This is a genomic window from Aeromicrobium fastidiosum, assembly GCF_017876595.1.
Lineage (GTDB): Bacteria > Actinomycetota > Actinomycetes > Propionibacteriales > Nocardioidaceae > Aeromicrobium > Aeromicrobium fastidiosum.
Genome location: NZ_JAGIOG010000001.1, coordinates 235808 through 255337, shown reverse-complemented (window position 1 = coordinate 255337; position 19530 = coordinate 235808). Strand labels below are relative to the sequence as shown.

General features: G+C 66.4%; 13 protein-coding genes, 1 tRNA gene and 3 rRNA genes. 13 read left to right on the top strand and 4 right to left on the bottom strand.

The genetic code is table 11. The features are described 5' to 3' along the window. The first annotated feature begins 1 nt into the window (after window position 1). From rsmI to JOF40_RS01220, 9 genes are all read left to right on the top strand, one after another. Entirely contained in the window at window positions 2-829 is an 828-nt protein-coding gene (gene rsmI, locus JOF40_RS01260) for a 16S rRNA (cytidine(1402)-2'-O)-methyltransferase (protein ID WP_129179365.1), read from the top strand. A gap of 32 nt (window positions 830-861) precedes the next feature. Further along, window positions 862-2454: a methionine--tRNA ligase gene (gene metG / locus JOF40_RS01255; protein WP_129179363.1), complete on the top strand. Its 1593-nt coding sequence runs from the start codon at window positions 862-864 to the stop codon at window positions 2452-2454. Beyond that, window positions 2451-3326 (top strand): TatD family hydrolase, encoded by an 876-nt coding sequence (locus JOF40_RS01250; protein WP_129179361.1) that lies wholly within the window; start codon window positions 2451-2453, stop codon window positions 3324-3326. The genes metG and JOF40_RS01250 overlap by 4 nt, the downstream gene beginning before the upstream one ends. A gap of 61 nt (window positions 3327-3387) precedes the next feature. Next, complete coding sequence (locus tag JOF40_RS19860; RefSeq protein ID WP_188111613.1) at window positions 3388-4548, top strand: resuscitation-promoting factor; 1161 nt, start codon at window positions 3388-3390, stop codon at window positions 4546-4548. Window positions 4549-4562: 14 nt separating this feature from the next. Then, a complete protein-coding gene (gene rsmA / locus JOF40_RS01240) occupies window positions 4563-5408 on the top strand; it encodes a 16S rRNA (adenine(1518)-N(6)/adenine(1519)-N(6))-dimethyltransferase RsmA (RefSeq protein ID WP_209674312.1) in 846 nt (281 codons plus the stop codon). A 517-nt stretch (window positions 5409-5925) separates the two neighbouring features. Beyond that, a 16S ribosomal RNA gene (locus tag JOF40_RS01235) occupies window positions 5926-7442 on the top strand. 357 nt (window positions 7443-7799) lie between these two features. Next, window positions 7800-10902, top strand: a 23S ribosomal RNA gene (locus JOF40_RS01230). Between the two features lie 129 nt (window positions 10903-11031). Further along, window positions 11032-11148 (top strand): 5S ribosomal RNA (rrf, locus tag JOF40_RS01225). Together the 16S, 23S and 5S rRNA genes form the textbook arrangement of a ribosomal RNA operon. A 165-nt stretch (window positions 11149-11313) precedes the next feature. Beyond that, window positions 11314-12231 (top strand): 4-(cytidine 5'-diphospho)-2-C-methyl-D-erythritol kinase, encoded by a 918-nt coding sequence (locus JOF40_RS01220; RefSeq protein ID WP_129183332.1) that lies wholly within the window; start codon window positions 11314-11316, stop codon window positions 12229-12231. A 69-nt stretch (window positions 12232-12300) separates the two neighbouring features. Here JOF40_RS01220 and JOF40_RS01215 read toward each other — a convergent pair whose 3' ends face one another. From JOF40_RS01215 to JOF40_RS01205, 3 genes are all read right to left on the bottom strand, one after another. Next, window positions 12301-13173: a hypothetical protein gene (locus tag JOF40_RS01215; protein WP_129183330.1), complete on the bottom strand. Its 873-nt coding sequence runs from the start codon at window positions 13171-13173 to the stop codon at window positions 12301-12303. A 159-nt stretch (window positions 13174-13332) separates the two neighbouring features. Continuing rightward, complete coding sequence (locus JOF40_RS01210) at window positions 13333-15138, bottom strand: ABC-F family ATP-binding cassette domain-containing protein (protein ID WP_129183328.1); 1806 nt, start codon at window positions 15136-15138, stop codon at window positions 13333-13335. A gap of 9 nt (window positions 15139-15147) precedes the next feature. After that, the gene (locus tag JOF40_RS01205) at window positions 15148-15669 is read right to left on the bottom strand and encodes a MarR family winged helix-turn-helix transcriptional regulator (protein ID WP_129183326.1); all 522 of its coding nucleotides are present in this window, start codon (window positions 15667-15669) and stop codon (window positions 15148-15150) included. 101 nt (window positions 15670-15770) lie between these two features. On the opposite strand from JOF40_RS01205, the gene JOF40_RS01200 reads away from it, so the two are divergent. Then, on the top strand, window positions 15771-16463 hold the full coding sequence (locus tag JOF40_RS01200) for an SDR family NAD(P)-dependent oxidoreductase (protein WP_129183324.1): 693 nt from the start codon (window positions 15771-15773) through the stop codon (window positions 16461-16463). Between the two features lie 7 nt (window positions 16464-16470). Here the strand turns inward: JOF40_RS01200 and JOF40_RS01195 are convergent, their stop codons facing one another. Beyond that, complete coding sequence (locus JOF40_RS01195; RefSeq protein ID WP_129183322.1) at window positions 16471-17094, bottom strand: DUF4232 domain-containing protein; 624 nt, start codon at window positions 17092-17094, stop codon at window positions 16471-16473. A gap of 102 nt (window positions 17095-17196) precedes the next feature. Here JOF40_RS01195 and JOF40_RS01190 point away from each other — a divergent pair, with 102 nt between their 5' ends. The 3 genes from JOF40_RS01190 (at window position 17197) to JOF40_RS01180 (ending at window position 19500) form a co-directional block, all read left to right on the top strand. After that, a complete protein-coding gene (locus tag JOF40_RS01190) occupies window positions 17197-18561 on the top strand; it encodes an amidase (RefSeq protein WP_129183319.1) in 1365 nt (454 codons plus the stop codon). Window positions 18562-18592: 31 nt separating this feature from the next. Continuing rightward, window positions 18593-19363 carry a methyltransferase domain-containing protein gene (locus JOF40_RS01185; protein ID WP_129183318.1) on the top strand — a complete coding sequence of 257 codons (771 nt, stop codon included), beginning with the start codon at window positions 18593-18595 and terminating at the stop codon, window positions 19361-19363. Window positions 19364-19418: 55 nt separating this feature from the next. Then, window positions 19419-19500 (top strand) — tRNA-Gln (locus tag JOF40_RS01180). The last annotated feature ends 30 nt before the right edge of the window (window positions 19501-19530 follow it).

The window sequence follows — 19530 nt, the reverse complement described above, 5'->3', positions numbered from 1 at the left end:
CATGCTGATCCTCGCCGCGACGCCCATCGGACAGGTCGCCGACGCCAGCGGACGCCTCGCGGACGCCCTGGTCTCCGCCGACGTCGTCGCGGCCGAGGACACCCGCCGGCTCAAGCGACTCGCGTCCGACCTGGGCGTCGAGATCGGCGGACGCGTCGTCTCGTACTTCGAGGGCAACGAGGAGCGACGCACGCCCGAGCTCGCAGCGATGCTGACCGAGGGCCTGACCGTCGTCCTGGTCACCGACGCAGGCATGCCCAGCGTGTCCGACCCCGGCTACCGCCTCGTGGTCGCGGCGATCGCCGCCGATGTCGCCGTCACCGCGATCCCCGGGCCGTCCGCGGTGCTGACGGCCCTCGCGGTTTCCGGCCTGCCCGTCGACCGGTTCTGCTTCGAGGGGTTCCTGCCCCGCAAGGCGGGGGAGCGCACGACGGCGCTCACCGAGCTCGTGCGCGAGCGCCGCACCATGGTGTTCTTCGAGTCGCCGCACCGCACCGAGACGTCGCTGCGCGCGATGGCCGACGTGCTCGGCGGCGACCGTCCGGCCGCGGTGTGCCGCGAGCTCACCAAGACGTACGAAGAGGTCGCCCGCGGAGGCCTGACCGAGCTCGCCGAGTGGGCCGCCGCGCAGGAGCAGGGGGTGCGCGGCGAGGTCACGATCGTGGTCGGTGGTGCACCCGCCGAGGCGCGCACCTACGGTCGCGACGACCTGCGCGCGCTCGTCGCCGCCCGGCAGGCGGAGGGGCTGAGCCGTAAGGACGCGATCGAGCAGGTCGCGGGCGAGACCGGCACGCGCAAGAAGGACGTCTACGACGCCGCGCACTCCTAGGCGGTCCCGGGACACCCCCTACGATTGAGGGCGTGTCCGCCGAAACGTTCTACGTCACCACGCCCATCTTCTACGTCAACGACGCCCCCCACATCGGGCACGGCTACACGACGGTCATGGGCGACATCCTCACCCGCTGGCACCGTCAGCGCGGCGAGAGCGTCTGGTACCTGACCGGCACTGACGAGCACGGCCAGAAGGTGCTCCGCAAGGCGGAGCTCAACGGCGTCTCGCCCCAGGACTGGGTCGACAAGCTCGTCGACGACGAGTGGCGACCGATGCTCGAGACGCTCGACATCGCCAACGACGACTACATCCGCACGACCGACCAGCGTCACATCGACGGCTCCAAGGCCTTCTGGCAGGCCCTGTACGAGCGCGACGCCGTCTACAAGGGCTCGTTCGAGGGGCACTACAGCGTCGGCAGCGAGGAGTTCGTCGGCGAGGACGACGTCGTCGACGGCGAGGGCGACGACGAGGGCTTCAAGGTGAGCAAGCTCGACGGCAGCCGCGTCGAGTACATGAGCGAGGACAACTACTTCTTCCGCCTCGGCGACTACCAGCAGAAGCTGCTCGACTTCTACGAGGCCAACCCGACGTTCATCCAGCCCGAGTCGGCCCGCAACGAGGTCATCTCGTTCGTCAGCCGGGGGCTGCGCGACCTGTCGATCTCGCGCTCGACGTTCGACTGGGGCATCCAGGTGCCGTGGGACGACGAGCACGTCATGTACGTCTGGATCGAGGCGCTGCTCAACTACGTCACGGCGGCCGGCTACGGCGTCGACGACGAGCGCTTCGCGCAGCTGTGGCCCGCCAACATCCACATCGTCGGCAAGGACATCGCACGTTTCCACGCCGTCATCTGGCCCGCGATGCTGATGGCCGCGGGCCAGCCCGTCCCGCACCAGGTCTTCGCCCACGGATGGCTGCTGGTCGGCGGCCAGAAGATGAGCAAGTCCAAGGCCAACGGCATCCGCCCCGACGAGATCGTCGACACCTTCGGCTCCGACGCCTACCGCTACTACTTCGCTCGTGCCCTGACGTTCGGCAGCGACGGCTCGATCTCGTGGGAGGACATCGGCGCCCGCTACCACGCCGAGCTCGCCAACGGCTTCGGCAACCTGGCCTCCCGCGTCGCGGCGATGATCGGCAAGTACTTCGACGGTGCCCTGCCCGCAGCAGGCGATCACTCCGACGCCGAGCTGACCGTCGTCGACACCGTGGCCGAGGCGGTCGCCGCGGCCGACGCCGCGATCGAGGCGGTCGCTCCGCAGGACGCTCTCGCGTCGATCTGGCGCATCGTCGACGAGCTCAACGGCTACATCACCGACCAGGCGCCGTGGAAGGTCGCCAAGGACGCCGCGACCGACGAGGCGGCCGCGGTGCGGCTGGCGACGATCCTCAACACGACGGCCGAGGGCCTGCGGGTGCTGGCGGTCGTGCTGAACCCCGTGATGCCCAAGGCGTCCGCCGTGCTGTGGGACTCCCTGGGGGCCGAGCCGGCGCTGGGAGCCTTGGCCGACCAGCGCATCGACGCGGTCGCCGCCTGGGGCCAGCTGCACCCGGGATCGACCATCACCAAGCCCGCATCGCTGTTCCCGCGCATCGAGACCGCGGCCGAGTGACCACAGCCACGACGGGGTGGCCGGAGGCACCCGAGGCGCTGCCGTCCCCGGTCGTCGACAACCACTGCCACCTCGACCACCGTGCCTACAGCAAGCACGTCGAGGGGGGACTGCTGATCCCCGTCGACGAGGCGCTGGACCGCGCGGCCGCCGTCGGGGTGACGCGGGTGGTGCAGGTGGGCTGCGACCTGGAGGGCTCGCGCTGGGCCGTCGAGACCGCGGCTGCCCACGACTCGGTCGTCGCCGCCGTGGCGCTGCACCCCAACGAGGCACCGCTGCTGGCCGATGCCGGCCGGCTCGATGCCGCTCTGGCCGAGATCGACCGGCTCGCGGGCTCGGGGGAGCACGTGCGAGCCGTCGGAGAGACGGGCCTCGACTACTTCCGCACCGGTGCGGACGGCCGCGAGGCCCAGCACGCCTCCTTCCGCGAGCACATCCGCATCGCCAAGCGGCGCGACAAGACCCTGGTCATCCACGACCGAGACGCGCACGCCGCCGTGCTCGCCGTGCTCGACGACGAGGGCGTCCCCGACCGCACCGTGATGCACTGCTTCTCGGGCGATGCGGACTTCGCGCGCGAGTGCGTCGAGCGGGGTGCCTACCTGTCGTTCGCGGGCACCGTGACCTTCAAGAACGCAGAGAACCTGCGCGAAGCGCTCCGCGTGACGCCCCTCGACCGTATTCTGGTCGAGACCGATGCGCCGTTCCTCACACCGTCGCCGCACCGTGGTCAGCCGAACGCCTCGTTCCTGATCCCGCTGACGGTGCGATTCATGGCCGGTATTGCAGGAGTTTCGGTCGACGAGCTGTGTCGGGCGATCGATGCCAACACCGACAGGGCCTTCGGCGGGCCCTGGGCGCACAGAACTTGACGGAAGGGAGCCGCTGGCTATGGTGGAAGATCGGCCCAGTCATCGACTTCCGAGGAACTCAGTGCGTCACGAGAACACTCCGCTCCACCTCGACTCGACGGTGCGCGTCGAACCCCGCCGCGCTCCCGGTCACCGGGCCAAGCGCCGCCGCCGCAAATCGCCCGCGCTGCTGGCCCTCAACCTGGCGATCGTGCTGGTGCTCGCGGGGGGCACCGCGGCCTACGGGGCACTGAGCCAGACGGTCACGCTCACCGTCGACGGCAGGAGCCAGACGGTGCGCACGTTCGGCGGCACGGTCGCCGACGTCCTCGACGACCACGGAGTGACGGTGCGCGCCGGAGACCGCCTCAACCACGAATCGTCGGCCTCGATCTCCGACGGCGACACGATCGACGTGGCCTACGCCAAGCCCGTCACGCTGACGGTCGACGGGGTCGTCAGCCAGAAGGTCGTGTTCGACCGCACGGTCGGCAAGGCCCTGACGTCGCTGGGTGTGGCACCGACGTCCGGCACCTACGTCTCGGCGAAGGCTGCCAAGGCCGTCCCGCGCGACGGCATGGAGCTGGTCGTCAGCACCCCCAAGAACGTCACCGTCGTGGCCGATGGCCAGACCAAGACCCTCACGACCACGCGACCTACCGTGGCAGACGTGCTCGACGAGGCGGGGGTGGCCCTCGACGCCGACGACGAGATCGCGCCAGGGGTCGACGCCTACGTCACGCCTGACGAGAAGCTGCGGGTGGTGCGCATCGAGAAGGTCGAGAAGACCGAGACCGTCAAGGTCAAGCACGACACCGAGGTCAAGGACGACCCCGAGGCCCTCATGGGCGAGACCGAGGTCGTCACGGAGGGCAAGAACGGCAAGGCCCGAGAGCAGGTCACGCTCGTGTACGCCGACGGCAAGCTGCGTGACCGCGTCGTCGTCGCCTCCGATCCCGTCACGCCTCCCGTCACCGAGGTCGTGTCTCGCGGCACCAGCCGCACACCGCCCGACAGCGTGTGGGACAAGATCGCCCAGTGCGAGTCGGGCGGCAACTGGTCGATCAACACCGGCAACGGCTACTACGGCGGGCTGCAGTTCAGTGCCGCGACGTGGAAGAGCGTCGGCGGTCCGGGCCTGCCGCACCAGAACAGCCGCGAGGTGCAGATCAAGTACGCCAAGATCCTCCAGGCCCGCTCGGGCTGGGGCCAGTGGGGCTGCGCCGGGGCGCGATTCAACTGACACCACCGACCCCCGTGTCGCCGCCCCGCCTGCTCGGGGCCGCTGACGTCCGTCGCTTGGCCGAGTCGTGCGGTATCCGGCCCACCAAGCAGCGCGGACAGAACTTCGTGCACGACGCCAACACCGTGCGCCGCATCGTCAAGGCGTCGGGCATCACGCCCGACGACGTCGTCGTCGAGATCGGCCCCGGGCTGGGGTCGCTGACGCTGGGCCTGCTCGAGGTCGCCGCTCACGTGACCGCCGTAGAGATCGACGAGGTGCTCGCGGGGCAGCTGCCGACCACGATCGCCGAGCACGCACCCGACCAGGCCGGCTCGTTCGACCTTGTGGTGGCCGACGCCATGAAGGTCACCAGCCTGCCGGGTCCTGCTCCGACCGCGCTGGTCGCCAATTTGCCCTACAACGTCTCGGTGCCCGTGCTGCTGACCTTCTTCGAGCGCTTCGACTCGATCAGCACGGGTCTCGTGATGGTGCAGGCCGAGGTCGCGCACCGTCTCGCGGCCGGCCCGGGCTCCAAGACCTACGGCATCCCCAGTGTCAAGGCGGCCTGGTACGCCGACATGAAGCTGGCCGGGTCCGTCGGGCGCAACGTCTTCTGGCCCATGCCCAACGTCGAGTCCTCGCTCGTCAGCTGGGTGCGGCACGAACCCCTGGGCGACGAGCAGCTGCGGCTCAGGACCTTCGCGATCGCCGACGCTGCCTTCGCCCAACGACGCAAGACGATGCGTGCGGCTCTTGCGACGCTCGCTGGATCGGGAGCCGCTGCCGAGGCCGCGCTGACCGCGGCGGGCATCTCCCCGCAGGCCCGTGGCGAGTCGCTGACGGTGCACCAGTTCGCGCGTCTGGCCGCGTTCATCTAGCAACCGCGTCGTCGCGCACCCTGCAATGACGGCAAATGCTCACCCGAGATGAACAACAGGGGTACCCCGATTTGGAGTTCTCGGGAGGGGCCCGGTAGTGTTCTTCTTGTTGGACAGCACAGCGGAACGGGCCGGAAACGGCGCTGAAGCAGGGCTTCTGACCAGAGCGTAGAAGTGGTTGACGGCAGGGCGCGCGAGTGCCCGGAGACGGACCAAGACTCACGCGCTGTGCATGGTGACCGACCCGGTTTGACCGGTGAAAACGAGCCGTGTAAGTTGGACGAGTTGCCCTGAGGTCCTGGTCTTTTGATTGGGGGTTTGGTGTGCGTCTGATCCTTGAGAACTCAACAGTGTGCCAAAAATCGACGAGATTAATTAGATGTATCCCCGTCGAGACTGGCTGATGGCCCTTTTGGGGTTGTTGGTTGTTTTGATGGTATTAATTCCGGCAAAATTTATTTTGCCAGCGAATGTTTGGTTAGGTTGAACTGAAGTTTGAGTCACGCTTTTGTGGCTTTCAATGGAGAGTTTGATCCTGGCTCAGGACGAACGCTGGCGGCGTGCTTAACACATGCAAGTCGAGCGGTAAGGCCCTTCGGGGTACACGAGCGGCGAACGGGTGAGTAACACGTGAGCAATCTGCCCTTCTCTTTGGAATAACCATTGGAAACGATGGCTAATGCCGAATATGAACCCCTTTCGCATGTTGGGGGTTGGAAAGCTCCGGCGGAGAAGGATGAGCTCGCGGCCTATCAGCTTGTTGGTGAGGTAATGGCTCACCAAGGCATTGACGGGTAGCCGGCCTGAGAGGGTGACCGGCCACACTGGGACTGAGACACGGCCCAGACTCCTACGGGAGGCAGCAGTGGGGAATATTGGACAATGGGCGAAAGCCTGATCCAGCAACGCCGCGTGAGGGATGAAGGCCTTCGGGTTGTAAACCTCTTTCAGCAGGGACGAAGCGAGAGTGACGGTACCTGCAGAAGAAGGACCGGCCAACTACGTGCCAGCAGCCGCGGTAATACGTAGGGTCCGAGCGTTGTCCGGAATTATTGGGCGTAAAGGGCTCGTAGGCGGTTTGTCGCGTCGGGAGTGAAAACTCAGGGCTCAACCCTGAGCGTGCTTCCGATACGGGCAGACTAGAGGTATTCAGGGGAGAACGGAATTCCTGGTGTAGCGGTGGAATGCGCAGATATCAGGAGGAACACCGGTGGCGAAGGCGGTTCTCTGGGAATTACCTGACGCTGAGGAGCGAAAGCATGGGGAGCGAACAGGATTAGATACCCTGGTAGTCCATGCCGTAAACGTTGGGCGCTAGGTGTGGGGACCTTCCACGGTTTCCGTGCCGCAGCTAACGCATTAAGCGCCCCGCCTGGGGAGTACGGCCGCAAGGCTAAAACTCAAAGGAATTGACGGGGGCCCGCACAAGCGGCGGAGCATGCTGATTAATTCGATGCAACGCGAAGAACCTTACCTGGGTTTGACATATGCCGGAAAGCTGCAGAGATGTGGCCCCCCTTGTGGTCGGTATACAGGTGGTGCATGGCTGTCGTCAGCTCGTGTCGTGAGATGTTGGGTTAAGTCCCGCAACGAGCGCAACCCTCGTTCTATGTTGCCAGCACGTTATGGTGGGGACTCATAGGAGACTGCCGGGGTCAACTCGGAGGAAGGTGGGGATGACGTCAAGTCTTCATGCCCCTTATGTCCAGGGCTTCAAGCATGCTACAATGGCCGGTACAAAGGGCTGCGAAACCGTAAGGTGGAGCGAATCCCAAAAAGCCGGTCTCAGTTCGGATTGGGGTCTGCAACTCGACCCCATGAAGTCGGAGTCGCTAGTAATCGCAGATCAGCAACGCTGCGGTGAATACGTTCCCGGGCCTTGTACACACCGCCCGTCACGTCATGAAAGTCGGCAACACCCGAAGCCAGTGGCCCAACCGTTTACGGAGGGAGCTGTCGAAGGTGGGGCTGGCGATTGGGACGAAGTCGTAACAAGGTAGCCGTACCGGAAGGTGCGGCTGGATCACCTCCTTTCTAAGGAGCATCTGGCAGCTGCCCATCGTGGTGGTTGTCCATGAGTCGTTTATTCACCGTTCGTGTGGATGCGGTCTCAGCTCACTAGTGGATTGTCGATTATTTGGCTTGATGGATGCCATCAGTGATGAGTACACCTCCTTTGGGAGGCAGGAAAGTTGTTGGGACGTGTTCATTGAATCAGGCACACTGTTGGGTCCTGAGGGATCAGCTCGTCAGAGTTGGTTTCCTCGGACCGCATATTCTTACGAACCGTCAGGTTCTCCTCTTGAGGAGTTCTTGGTAGGCGTGGGGGTGTTGTGCGGGACCGATCGTATTTTGAGAACTTCACAGTGGACGCGAGCATCTTTGTAGTAACAACAAGCTACTAAGTGCACATGGTGGATGCCTTGGCATCGAGAGCCGATGAAGGACGTTGGAGTCTGCGAAAAGCCCCGGGAAGGTGACAACCGACCTGTGATCCGGGGATGTCCGAATGGGGAAACCCACCTGGAGTAAAGTCTAGGTACCTGCGCCTGAACACATAGGGCGTTTGGAGGGAACGTGGGGAAGTGAAACATCTCAGTACCCACAGGAAGAGAAAACAAAAGTGATTCCGGTAGTAGTGGCGAGCGAAACCGGATCAGGCTAAACCGTATTGATGTGATAGCCGGCAGGCGTTGTCAGTGCGGTGTTGTGGGACCACATGGTCTGGACTGCCGTCCAGGCAAAGAGTCATAAACCATGAGTGAAGTGAAAGCCGACTGGAAAGTCGCGCCGTAGAGGGTGATAGCCCCGTACACGTAAGCTCATGGCTCTTTTGTGTCATCCCAAGTAACACCGAACCCCTGAAATTCGGTGTGAATCTAGCGGGACCACCCGTTAAGCCTAAATACTCCTCGATGACCGATAGCGGACTAGTACCGTGAGGGAAAGGTGAAAAGTACCCCGGGAGGGGAGTGAAATAGTACCTGAAACCATGTGCATACAATCCGTTGGAGCTCATCCTTGTGATGTGTGACAGCGTGCCTTTTGAAGAATGAGCCTGCGAGTTAGCGTTCTGTAGCGAGGTTAAGGCGTCGAGCCGTAGCCGTAGCGAAAGCGAGTCCGAATAGGGCGACCATAGTTGCAGGATCTAGACCCGAAGCGGAGTGATCTATCCATGGCCAGGTTGAAGCGCGGGTAAGACCGCGTGGAGGACCGAACCCACCTAGGTTAAAAACTGGGGGGATGAGCTGTGGATAGGGGTGAAAGGCCAATCAAACTCCGTGATAGCTGGTTCTCCCCGAAATGCATTTAGGTGCAGCGTTGCGTGTTTCTTGTCGGAGGTAGAGCACTGGATGGGCTAGGGGGCCTACAAGCTTACTGAACTCAGCCAAACTCCGAATGCCGATAAGTGAGAGCGCAGCAGTGAGACAGTGGGGGATAAGCTCCATTGTCGAGAGGGAAACAGCCCAGACCATCAGCTAAGGTCCCAAAGCGATAACTAAGTGGAAAAGGATGTGGAGTCGCCCAGACAACCAGGAGGTTGGCTTAGAAGCAGCCACCCTTGAAAGAGTGCGTAATAGCTCACTGGTCAAGTAATTCCGCGCCGACAATTTAGCGGGGCTCAAGTTATCCACCGAAGCTATGGGATTTACACAATAACCAGGCCTTCGTGGTCCAGGTGTGTGGATCGGTAGGGGAGCGTCGTGTGGCCAGCGAAGCGGCGGAGTGATCCAGCCGTGGAGGCTACACGAGTGAGAATGCAGGCATGAGTAGCGAATGAGGAGTGAGAAACTCCTCCACCGAATGACCAAGGGTTCCAGGGTCAAGCTAATCTTCCCTGGGTAAGTCGGGACCTAAGGCGAGGCCGACAGGCGTAGTCGATGGACAACGGGCTGATATTCCCGTACCGGCATTAGATCGCCCATGCTGAACCCAGAAATGCTAAGTGCCCAAAGCTAGCGGGACTCTTCGGAGCGATGCTGGTGCTGCGCACGACCCGATCTGGTAGTAGGCAAGCAATGGTGTGACGCAGGAAGGTAGCTCATCCCGGGCGATGGTTGTCCCGGGCTAAGGATGTAGGGCGAATGATAGGCAAATCCGTCATTCACATAGCCTGAGATCTGATGGGGAGACGTTTTAGTCGAAGTGAGTGATCCTATGCTGCCGAGAAAAGCATCTAGCGAGATCTAGAGCCGCCCGTACCCCAAACCGACTCAGGTGGTCAGGTAGAGAATACTAAGGTGATCGAGTGAACCATGGTTAAGGAACTCGGCAAAATGCCCCCGTAACTTCGGGAGAAGGGGGGCCCGATTCGTGAGCACACTTGCTGTGCGAAGCGTTGACGGCCGCAGAGACCAGGCCCAAGCGACTGTTTACTAAAAACACAGGTCCGTGCTAAGTCGAAAGACGCCGTATACGGACTGACTCCTGCCCGGTGCTGGAAGGTTAAGGGGACGTGTCAGCGCAAGCGAAGCACAGAACTTAAGCCCCAGTAAACGGCGGTGGTAACTATAACCATCCTAAGGTAGCGAAATTCCTTGTCGGGTAAGTTCCGACCTGCACGAATGGAGTAACGACTTGGGCGCTGTCTCAACCATGGACTCGGCGAAATTGCATTACGAGTAAAGATGCTCGTTACGCGCGGCAGGACGGAAAGACCCCGGGACCTTTACTATAGTTTGGTATTGGTGTTTGGTTCAGTTTGTGTAGGATAGGTGGGAGACTGTGAAGCATTCACGCCAGTGAGTGTGGAGTCATCGTTGAAATACCACTCTGGCTGTACTAGATATCTAACCTAGGTCCATTATCTGGATCAGGGACAGTGCCTGATGGGTAGTTTAACTGGGGCGGTTGCCTCCTAAAATGTAACGGAGGCGCTCAAAGGTTCCCTCAGCCTGGTTGGCAATCAGGTTTCGAGTGTAAGTGCACAAGGGAGCTTGACTGTGAGAGTGACAGCTCGAGCAGGGACGAAAGTCGGAACTAGTGATCCGGCGCTGGCAAGTGGAAGCGGCGTCGCTCAACGGATAAAAGGTACCCCGGGGATAACAGGCTGATCTTCCCCAAGAGTCCATATCGACGGGATGGTTTGGCACCTCGATGTCGGCTCGTCGCATCCTGGGGCCGTAGCAGGTCCCAAGGGTTGGGCTGTTCGCCCATTAAAGCGGCACGCGAGCTGGGTTTAGAACGTCGTGAGACAGTTCGGTCCCTATCCGCCGCGCGCGTAGGAAACTTGAGAAAATCTGTCCCTAGTACGAGAGGACCGGGATGGACGAACCTCTGGTGTGCCAGTTGTTCTGCCAAGAGCACTGCTGGTTAGCTACGTTCGGAAGCGATAACCGCTGAAAGCATCTAAGCGGGAAGCGTGTTTCAAGATGAGGTTTCCCACTGGTTTACCAGGTAAGGCCCCCAGCAGACCACTGGGTTGATAGGCCGGAAGTAGAAGCACAGTAATGTGTGGAGCTGACCGGTACTAATAGGCCGAGGGCTTGTTTCTTACAAAGTTTGCACCACCGCGTCCACTGTGAGGTTCCCGAGATATGTATCGGTTACCCCATCTCCAGTCACTCTGGGAGCTCATCGGAGCTCTCAGATGGGGGTGAGGGTCTATATATCTCCATAGAGTTACGGCGACCATGGCGAGAGGGAAATACCCGGCTACATTCCGAACCCGGAAGTCAAGCCTCTCAGCGCCGATGGTACTGCACTGGAGACGGTGTGGGAGAGTAGGACGTCGCCGGACAATCATTAGTGCGAGGCCGCCCCACAGTTGGGGCGGCCTCGCTGCATTTACACACCAATCCGACCGGTCGTCCCGCACCTAGATGCGGTACGACCGGTCTTTCGCGCGTCCGGAGACGTGGAGGTGCCCCATGCCGTTACTGCGGTCGTGCCCTAGGTTGGGTCAGTGAGTTCAGCCAACGTCCGGGTCCCCGCCAAGATCAATCTCTGCCTGGGCGTCGGACCGGTACGGGGCGACGGATACCACCCTCTTGCGACGGTCTATCAGGCGGTCGACCTGCACGACGAGGTGCGTGCGACGGTGCGCGACGACGAGCAGATCACCGTGACGGTGCACTCCGACGTCGACGCGCGGTCGGAGGTCGCGATTGTGCCGGAGGATGACGACAACCTCGCGGTGCGGGCGGCCAGGCTCCTGCGTGAGCGGACCGGATCGACGCAGGGCGTCGACCTGGCGATCCGCAAGGTCATCCCGGTGGCAGGAGGGATGGCCGGGGGGTCGGCCGATGCCGCAGCATCACTCGTGGCGTGCAACGAGGTCTGGGGCACGGGGCTCAGCCGGCAGGCGCTCGAGGTGCTGGCGGCGAGGCTCGGCAGCGACGTGCCGTTTTTGCTCCACGGCGGCAACGCGATCGGCGGGGGCCGAGGCGAGACGGTCAGTCCCGTGCTGGCCCGCGGCTCGTACCACTGGGTCTTCGCGATGGCGCACGACGGCCTCTCGACCAAGGCCGTCTTCGCGGAGTTCGACCGCATCAACGCGGGCAGGCCGGTGCCCGATCCGGTCGTGCCGGACGCCCTCCTCGCCGCGTTGAGGGCGGGGGACGCCGAGGCCCTCGGCAGCGCGCTCTCGAACGACCTCACCGAGGCCGCCCTGTCGTTGCGGCCCGAGCTGAGCGACACCCTGAGCATCGGCATCGAGGCGGGAGCGCTCGGGGCGATCCTGTCGGGGTCGGGCCCGACGGCGTTGTTCCTGGCGTCGGACGCCGAGCACAGCCTCGACATCGCCTTCGCGCTGAGCAGCGCCTCGGGATGCGCCGATGTCGTGCAGTCACGCGGCCCGGTGCCCGGTGCGCGTCTGACCTGAGCGTGTCCGGGGGACGACCGAGGATGAGGGTTCGGGGTTGCTCCAGCTACCCGAAACGCTCATCGTCGGTCACGCCGCGCGCCACCCGAGCGAGCTGAACATGTGTCGGAGCTGCCGGACGACCAGATCGGGGTGGTGCCGGATCGCATAGGACGTGAAGATCAGGAGGCGCCGACCGGCGATCACGATCTCGTTGCCCCGGACGATGTCGGCATCCCACTGGCCGACCTCTTGGTGCTGGGTGCCATGCACCTCGACGGCCAGGTCCAGGTCGTCCCACGAGACGTCGAGGTGGTACCGGCCGTCGGTGCCCTTGACACGGCGCTGCCGGGTCGGCATCGGCAGCCCGGCTCGGATCCGGATGTCGTCGAAGTTCCGCTCCGGCAGGGACTGGATGCCCCCTCCCGCGTCGAGGACGGACTCGCGGATCAGCCCGCGACGGTGGCACATGCCCCGGCGGTCGAGCGCCTCGTGCATCCCGGCGACGTTGACCAGACCCTGTTGCAGGCCGGCGAGCACGATCGTGCGGGCGTACCGGTCGCTGCCGCACCAGCTGGCGGCGTCGATGAGGCTGCGGGCGGGACGCGTGCGCCGCGGCTCGCGGTTCGGGTGGACGTCGGCGGAGCCGAGATCGGTGCTCCAGTGCGTCGTGAACGGCACCCCGTCCGGCCGGTCGGCCCCTTCGGGGAGTACGACGACCGTGGTCTCGGGCGCGAATCCCACCAGCTTGTCGTGGCGCAGCGCGCTCAGGCCGCCCAGCGCCGAGGCGGGTGCACAGATCGCCAGCGCGACCAGCTCGTGCTCGGCCGGTGAGAGCGGACCGCTGTGGACGACGACCACCCCGCGGTGCGGCGACTGCCACCGGCCGCAGGCGATCGCATGGCGGACGGCACCACGTCCGTGGAGGGCCAGCACCTCGGCGGTGCGGAACACGGTCTTCATGGGTCGACGCTCGTCCGCGCGGCGGGGCGACGTCCATCCGGTCGGTGCCGGCTGTGGACGTCGCCGGCTCCCGCCCGCCCTGTGGAGGAGGACCGACGACGAGGGTTACGTGCAGCGCCAGCTACCGAAAACCCTCATCGTCGGTCCACCCCGGAGGGGTCAGCCCTCGAGCAGGTCGGTGAGCTCGAGCCAGCGCTCCTCGAGCCCCGCGACCTTCTGCTCGAGCTCCTTGACCTCGGTCGAGCGGGACAGCAGCCCCGGGACGTCGGAGGGATCGTGCTCGGACAGCTCGACGTGCAGCGCGTCGATGCGTTCGGTCGCCTTCTGGATCTTGCGGTCGATCGATCCGACCTCCTTGCGGGCCGTCCGCTCCTCGGCGCTCGACAGCCGGGACACCTTGACGTGACCTGCCGTCGAGGGGTTGGTCGCGGCGGGGGAGTCCTGCTCGGCGCGCAGCCGCAGGTACTGGTCGACGCCGCCGGGCAGGTGGCGGAAGTGTCCGTCGAGGATCGCGTACTGCTGGTCGGTGATGCGCTCGAGCAGGTAGCGGTCGTGCGAGACGACCAGGAGCGTGCCGGGCCACGAGTCGAGGAGGTCCTCCATCGCGGCCAGCATGTCGGTGTCGAGGTCGTTGGTCGGCTCGTCGAGCACCAGGACGTTGGGCTCGTCGAGCAGGATCAGCAACAGCTGCAGGCGACGCTTCTGGCCACCCGACAGGTCGCGGACGGGCGTCGACATCTGGGCGCTGGAGAACCCCAGCCGCTCGAGCAGCTGCGACGGCGTCATCTCCTTGCCGCCGGAGACATAGGCGGTGCGCTGGCGGCCCACGACGTCGCTGACCCGGTCGTCGCCGACGTCCTTGAGCTCGTCGAGCTCCTGGGTCAGGGTGACGACCTTGACGGTCTTGCCCTTCTTGACCCGGCCGCTGGTCGCCTCGACCTTGCCGGTCACGAGGCCGAGCAGGGTCGACTTGCCGGCACCGTTGGCACCGAGGATGCCGGTGCGCTCGCCGGGCCCCACGCGCCACTCGACGTTCTTGAGCACCTGCTTGTCGGGCTCGCCATCGATCGACGACGGGTACGACACCGAGACGTCGAGGATGTCGACGACGTCCTTGCCGAGGCGCGAGGTGGCCATCTGCTTGAGCTGGATGGGGTCGCGCGCGGGCGGCTCGTCGGCGATCAGCTCGTTGGCCGCGTCGATGCGGAACTTGGGCTTGGACGTGCGAGCGGGGGCGCCGCGGCGGAGCCAGGCGAGCTCCTTGCGCATGAGGTTCTGGCGCTTGGACTCCGTGGCCGAGGCGTGCCGGTCTCGCTCGACGCGCTGCAGGATGTAGGCGGCGTAGCCGCCCTCGAAGGGCTCGACGATGCCGTCGTGCACCTCCCACGTGGCGGTGCAGACCTCGTCGAGGAACCAGCGGTCGTGGGTCACGACCAGCAGGCCGCCGGCGCTGGCCGACCAGCGCTTCTTGAGGTGGCCGGCGAGCCACGTGATGCCCTCGACGTCGAGGTGGTTGGTGGGCTCGTCGAGGAACAGGACGTCGTCGTCACCGACCAGCAGCCGGGCCAGGGCGACACGTCGGCGTTGCCCGCCGGAGAGCGTCCCGACGGTGGCGTCCCACGGGATGTCGGCGACGAGGCCAGCGATGACGTCGCGGATCTTGGCGTCGCCGGCCCACTCGTAGTCCTCGAGGTCGCCGACGATCGCACGTCCGACCGTGCCGGCCTGGTCGAGGGTGTCGGTCTGGTCGAGCATCCCGATCGTGACGCCGCCGCGGGTCGTGACCCGCCCGGAGTCGGGCTGCAGCGTGCCGGAGAAGATGCGCAGCAGGGTCGACTTGCCGTCACCGTTGCGGCCGACGATGCCGATGCGGTCGCCCTCGTCGATGCCGATCGTCACCGAGTTGAAGACGGTCTTGGTCGGGAAGTCGAGCGCGATCTGTTCCACGCCTAGGAGGTGAGCCACCGAAGGAGTCTAGGCCCCGACCGTGGGCCGAGCCCGCGCGCCCTGATGGTCGAAGGGCTGCGACAGCGTGCGCAGGGCGGCGGCGAGGCCGTCGGCGCTCGCGGGTTCCAGACCGGCCAGCAGATCGCGCTCGCGGGAGATCAGTGCGTCGAGCGCTCCGTCGACGGCAGCGCGGCCCGACGGCGTCAGTCGTACCTGGACCCCCCGGCGGTCGGCGGGATCGGGGAGGCGCTCGACGAGGCCCTTCGTGACGAGCCGGTCGACCCGGTTGGTCATGGTGCCGCTGGTCACGAGGGTCTCCTGCACGAGCTGGCCGGGCGAGAGCTGGTAGGGCTCCCCGGAGCGGCGCAGGGCCGACAGGACGTCGAACTCGGAGGGCTCGAGACCGTGGCCGGCGAAGGCCTCCTTGCGGGCCCGGTCGAGGTGCAGGGCGAGCCGCGAGATGCGGCTGAGCACGTGCATCGGTGCCACGTCCATGTCGGGGCGCTCGCGCTGCCATGCCGCGATGAGCCGGTCGACGTCGTCCTCCATGTCTCCAGACTACCAATGCTCGTCAAGATTCTTGACGTCGAGATTCTTGATCAGATCGTCGGTGCCGTGCAGCGCGGGCCGATCGGTCCGACGATGGGGGCATGACCGATCTGAGTGGTGCCCGCGTGCTCGTCCTCGGTGCGACCGGAGGCCTCGGTGCCCCGATCACCCGGCGGCTCGTGGCTGCCGGTGCGGATGTGTGGCTGTCCGCCCGATCCGGCGAGCGCCTGGCCGCGCTGGCCGACGAGCTGGGACCCTCCGTGCTGGGCACCACGGCAGCCGACCTCCGCCTGCCGGGAAGCCCCGACGAGATCGTCGCCGCTGCGGCCGACGGCGGGGCTCTGACGGGAGTCGTGCTGGCGGCGGGCGTCGTGGCCTTCGGTGACGTGGTCGACCTCGAGGACGACGTGCTGGACGACCTGCTCCTGCTGAACCTGATCGGGCCGATCAGGGTCGTGCGAGCTGTGACGCCGCATGTCGTCGAGGGCGGCTTCGTCGTCCAGGTCAGCGCCGTGGTGGCGGAGCGGCCGATGCCGGGGATGGCCGCCTACAGCGCCAGCAAGGCCGGGCTCACGGCGTTCGGCACGGCTGTCGCGACTGAGCTGCGTCGGCGCAAGATCAGGCTCGTCGACGTGCGTCCGCCACACACCGAGACGGGACTGGCCGATCGTCCGCTGGCAGGCACGGCGCCGCGCATGAAGGCCGGTCTCGACCCGGACGCGGTCGCGGGCCGCATCGTCCAGGCCATCGCCGACGGCGAGAAAGTGCTCGGCTCGGAGTCGTTCACGTCCTAGTCGGGGATCACCCGGCGCGGACAGGACCGACGCTGAGCAGGTGAGCGGAACCGGATCGGCACGCCTCCGCGGGGTGCTTCACGAACACCGCCGTCGTCGAGTTGGGCGGGTAGATGCGCAGGCCGTCAGCTTCCACGGGCGAGCACGTGCCGCCGATGTCGCCCGCCCGGACCTCTCTCAGCTGCGCCTCCGCCCGCTGCCCGGCCCCCAGCACGATGACGTCGGCCGTGCCGGTGCGGTCGGCGGCGGCCCCGAGCTGGGGGCCGTCGCCGCCGCCGACGTACGAGACGCCGGGCCAGCCCGTCATGGCGCACGGGCTGCCGGACGCATTGGTGAGCACGAGGTCGCCGTACGTGCTGCCGGCCGCGCCGCCACCCGCGTCATCGGCGTAGCGGACCGTGAGGTCGGCCGCACGGCAGGTGGGCGGGCCGGCGGCGGGGCTCGGGCTCGCCGGCGGGGCCGTGGTGTCGGCGGTGGTGGGTGCCGGTGACGGCGTCGTGGGGGTCGTCGCGGACTGCTGCGACGAGGCGGCCGGGTCGTCACCGGTCGAGGAGCAGGCCGCGAGAGCGAGGGCTGCGACGACGCCGAGGGCGGCGAGCGCTCCGGCCCGCCGGGGTGAGAAGGAGTTCATGTCCCGAGCGTAGGCACGAGCCCGACCGCGCGCCTGAGAGCGACCTGTGGGTTGCCCGCGATACCGCTTCCGGTGCCCGGAGCCCGGCGGTAGCGTGTTGACGTGTCCCTCGATGATGCGGCTCTGGTCGCTGCCGGTCCCACCCGCCTCGCCGAGCTGATGCGCGCCGGCGAGCTGACGTCGCGTCGACTCACGGAGGCCACCCTGGCCGCGATCGCCGCGGTGGAGCCCACGATCAACGCGACCGTCGCGGTCTTGGCCGATGAGGCGCTCGAGGCCGCCGACGACGCCGATAGTCGGCGTGCGGCGGGGGAGGAGGGCCCGCTGCTCGGCGTCCCCGTCGCGGTCAAGGACGACCTGGACGTCCGCGGTCGCGTGACCGGGCAGGGCAGCCGTGGAGCGACGACGGTGGCGGTCGCCGACTCCGACCTCGTCGCCGCGATGCGCGCCGCCGGCATGGTCGTGGTGGCCAAGACGACCATGCCGGAGCTGGCCATCACGGGGTTCACGGAGTCCGAGCTGACCGGCATCACCCGCAACCCCCACGATCTGGGCCGCACGCCCGGCGGGTCGTCGGGCGGGTCGGCAGCCCTGGTGGCCGCGGGAGCCGTCAGCTTCGCGACAGCGTCCGACGGAGCGGGCTCGATCCGCATCCCGGCCGCGTGCTGCGGGTTGGTGGGCTTCAAGCCGACCCAGGGCACGATGCCGAGCTCGGGCGGATGGCACGACCTGTCGACGCAGGGCGGCCTCGCCGCGCGCGTCGTCGACAGCGCCGTGTTCCTCGACGCGTTCGGCGCGTTCGCGACCTCGCTCGTCGAGGCGGCGTCCGCCGACCCGGCCCCGGTGCGGATCGGCGTCTCGTTCAGCGCAGCGGCAGCGACCACCGCCGCACCCCTCGACCCGCGGGTGCGGCATCAGGTCGAGCGCGCCGCGACGCTGCTGCGGGACGCGGGCCACGCCGTGACCGAGGTCGACATCCCCTATCCCGTCGCGGCCAAGGCCCTGACCGTGCGCTACCTCGGCGGCATCGCGCAGGACGCCGCCGACCTCGACGACCCGCAGGCGGTCGAGGCGAGGACGCGGTCGATCGCCCGGCTGGGCCGTCCCTTCGGGCGGCGGGCCGTCGCATGGTCGCGACGCCAAGGTGTGACGTGGGGTGGGTCGGTGCACGACGCCCTGGACGTCGACGTGCTGCTGACGCCCGTCATGAGCGGTCCCGCGATCCCCGTCGGGCACTGGAAGGGGCGGGGCGGTCTGTCGACGGTGCTCGCGATGGGCGCGTTCTACCCGTACACGGCGCAGTGGAACCACGCCGGTGTCCCGGCCGTCTCGATGCCGTCCGGGTCGACCGACGACGGGCTGCCGCTCGCGATCCAGCTCGTCGCCCGCCGCGACGACGACGCGCGGCTCATGGCCTTGGCGGGTCAGTGGGAGCGCATGTCGATGTCACGACGTCAAGTATCTTGACATCAAGATATGCCGGACGTACCGTCGGACCATGACGACCTGGGACCCGAACCGATACCTGAGATACGCCGACGAGCGCTCGCGCCCGTTCGTCGATCTCGTCGCCCGCGTCGACGGTGAGCCGCGCACGATCGTCGACCTCGGCTGCGGCCCGGGCCACCTGACGGCCGTCCTGCGGTCCCGTTGGCCCGACGCCACCGTGCTGGGCGTCGACTCGTCACCCGAGATGATCGACCGCGCCACCGCCGACAACGCCGACGACCGGGCGTCGTACGAGCTGGCGGACGTCGCGACCTGGGTGCCGCAGGCACCGGTCGACCTGATCGTCTCCAACGCCCTGTTCCAGTGGGTGCCCGATCAGCTCGCCGTCATCGAGCGGCTCAGCGGGCACGTCGCGCCGGGTGGCACGTTCGCGTTGCAGACGCCGAACAACTACTCGGGGCCCAGCCACCGGCTCCTGTCCGAGATCGCCTCGAGGCCGGCCTACCGTGAGCTGACCGAGGGGCTGCACGACGACCGCGGCACGTCACCCGAGACGTATCTCGACCTGTTCGTGCGCGCCGGCTGGCAGGCCGACGTGTGGGAGACGAGCTACCTCCACGTGCTGCACGGCGACGATCCCGTGCTCGACTGGATCTCGGGGACGGGGGCCCGTCCCGTCCTTGCCGCCCTGCCCGAGGGGCTGCGCGCAGACTTCGTCGCCGAGTACGGCGCAGCGCTGCGCGCGGCCTACCCGGCCAGGACGTGGGGGACCGTCATGCCGTTCGCCCGGGTCTTCGCCGTCGCCCGCCGGAGCCGCTGACTCCGGTACGCTGACCGGGTTGTCCCGGGTCGGTCCGCCGACGCGGGATCGACGTTCCCCGGTTGGTCTGCCGGCAGGGCCCGCCGCACTTTGAATGCGGACAAGCGACGTAGGTTCGACTCCTACCCGGGGAGCCAGCAGCTCTGCACGCCCGACCGTGCTCCGCC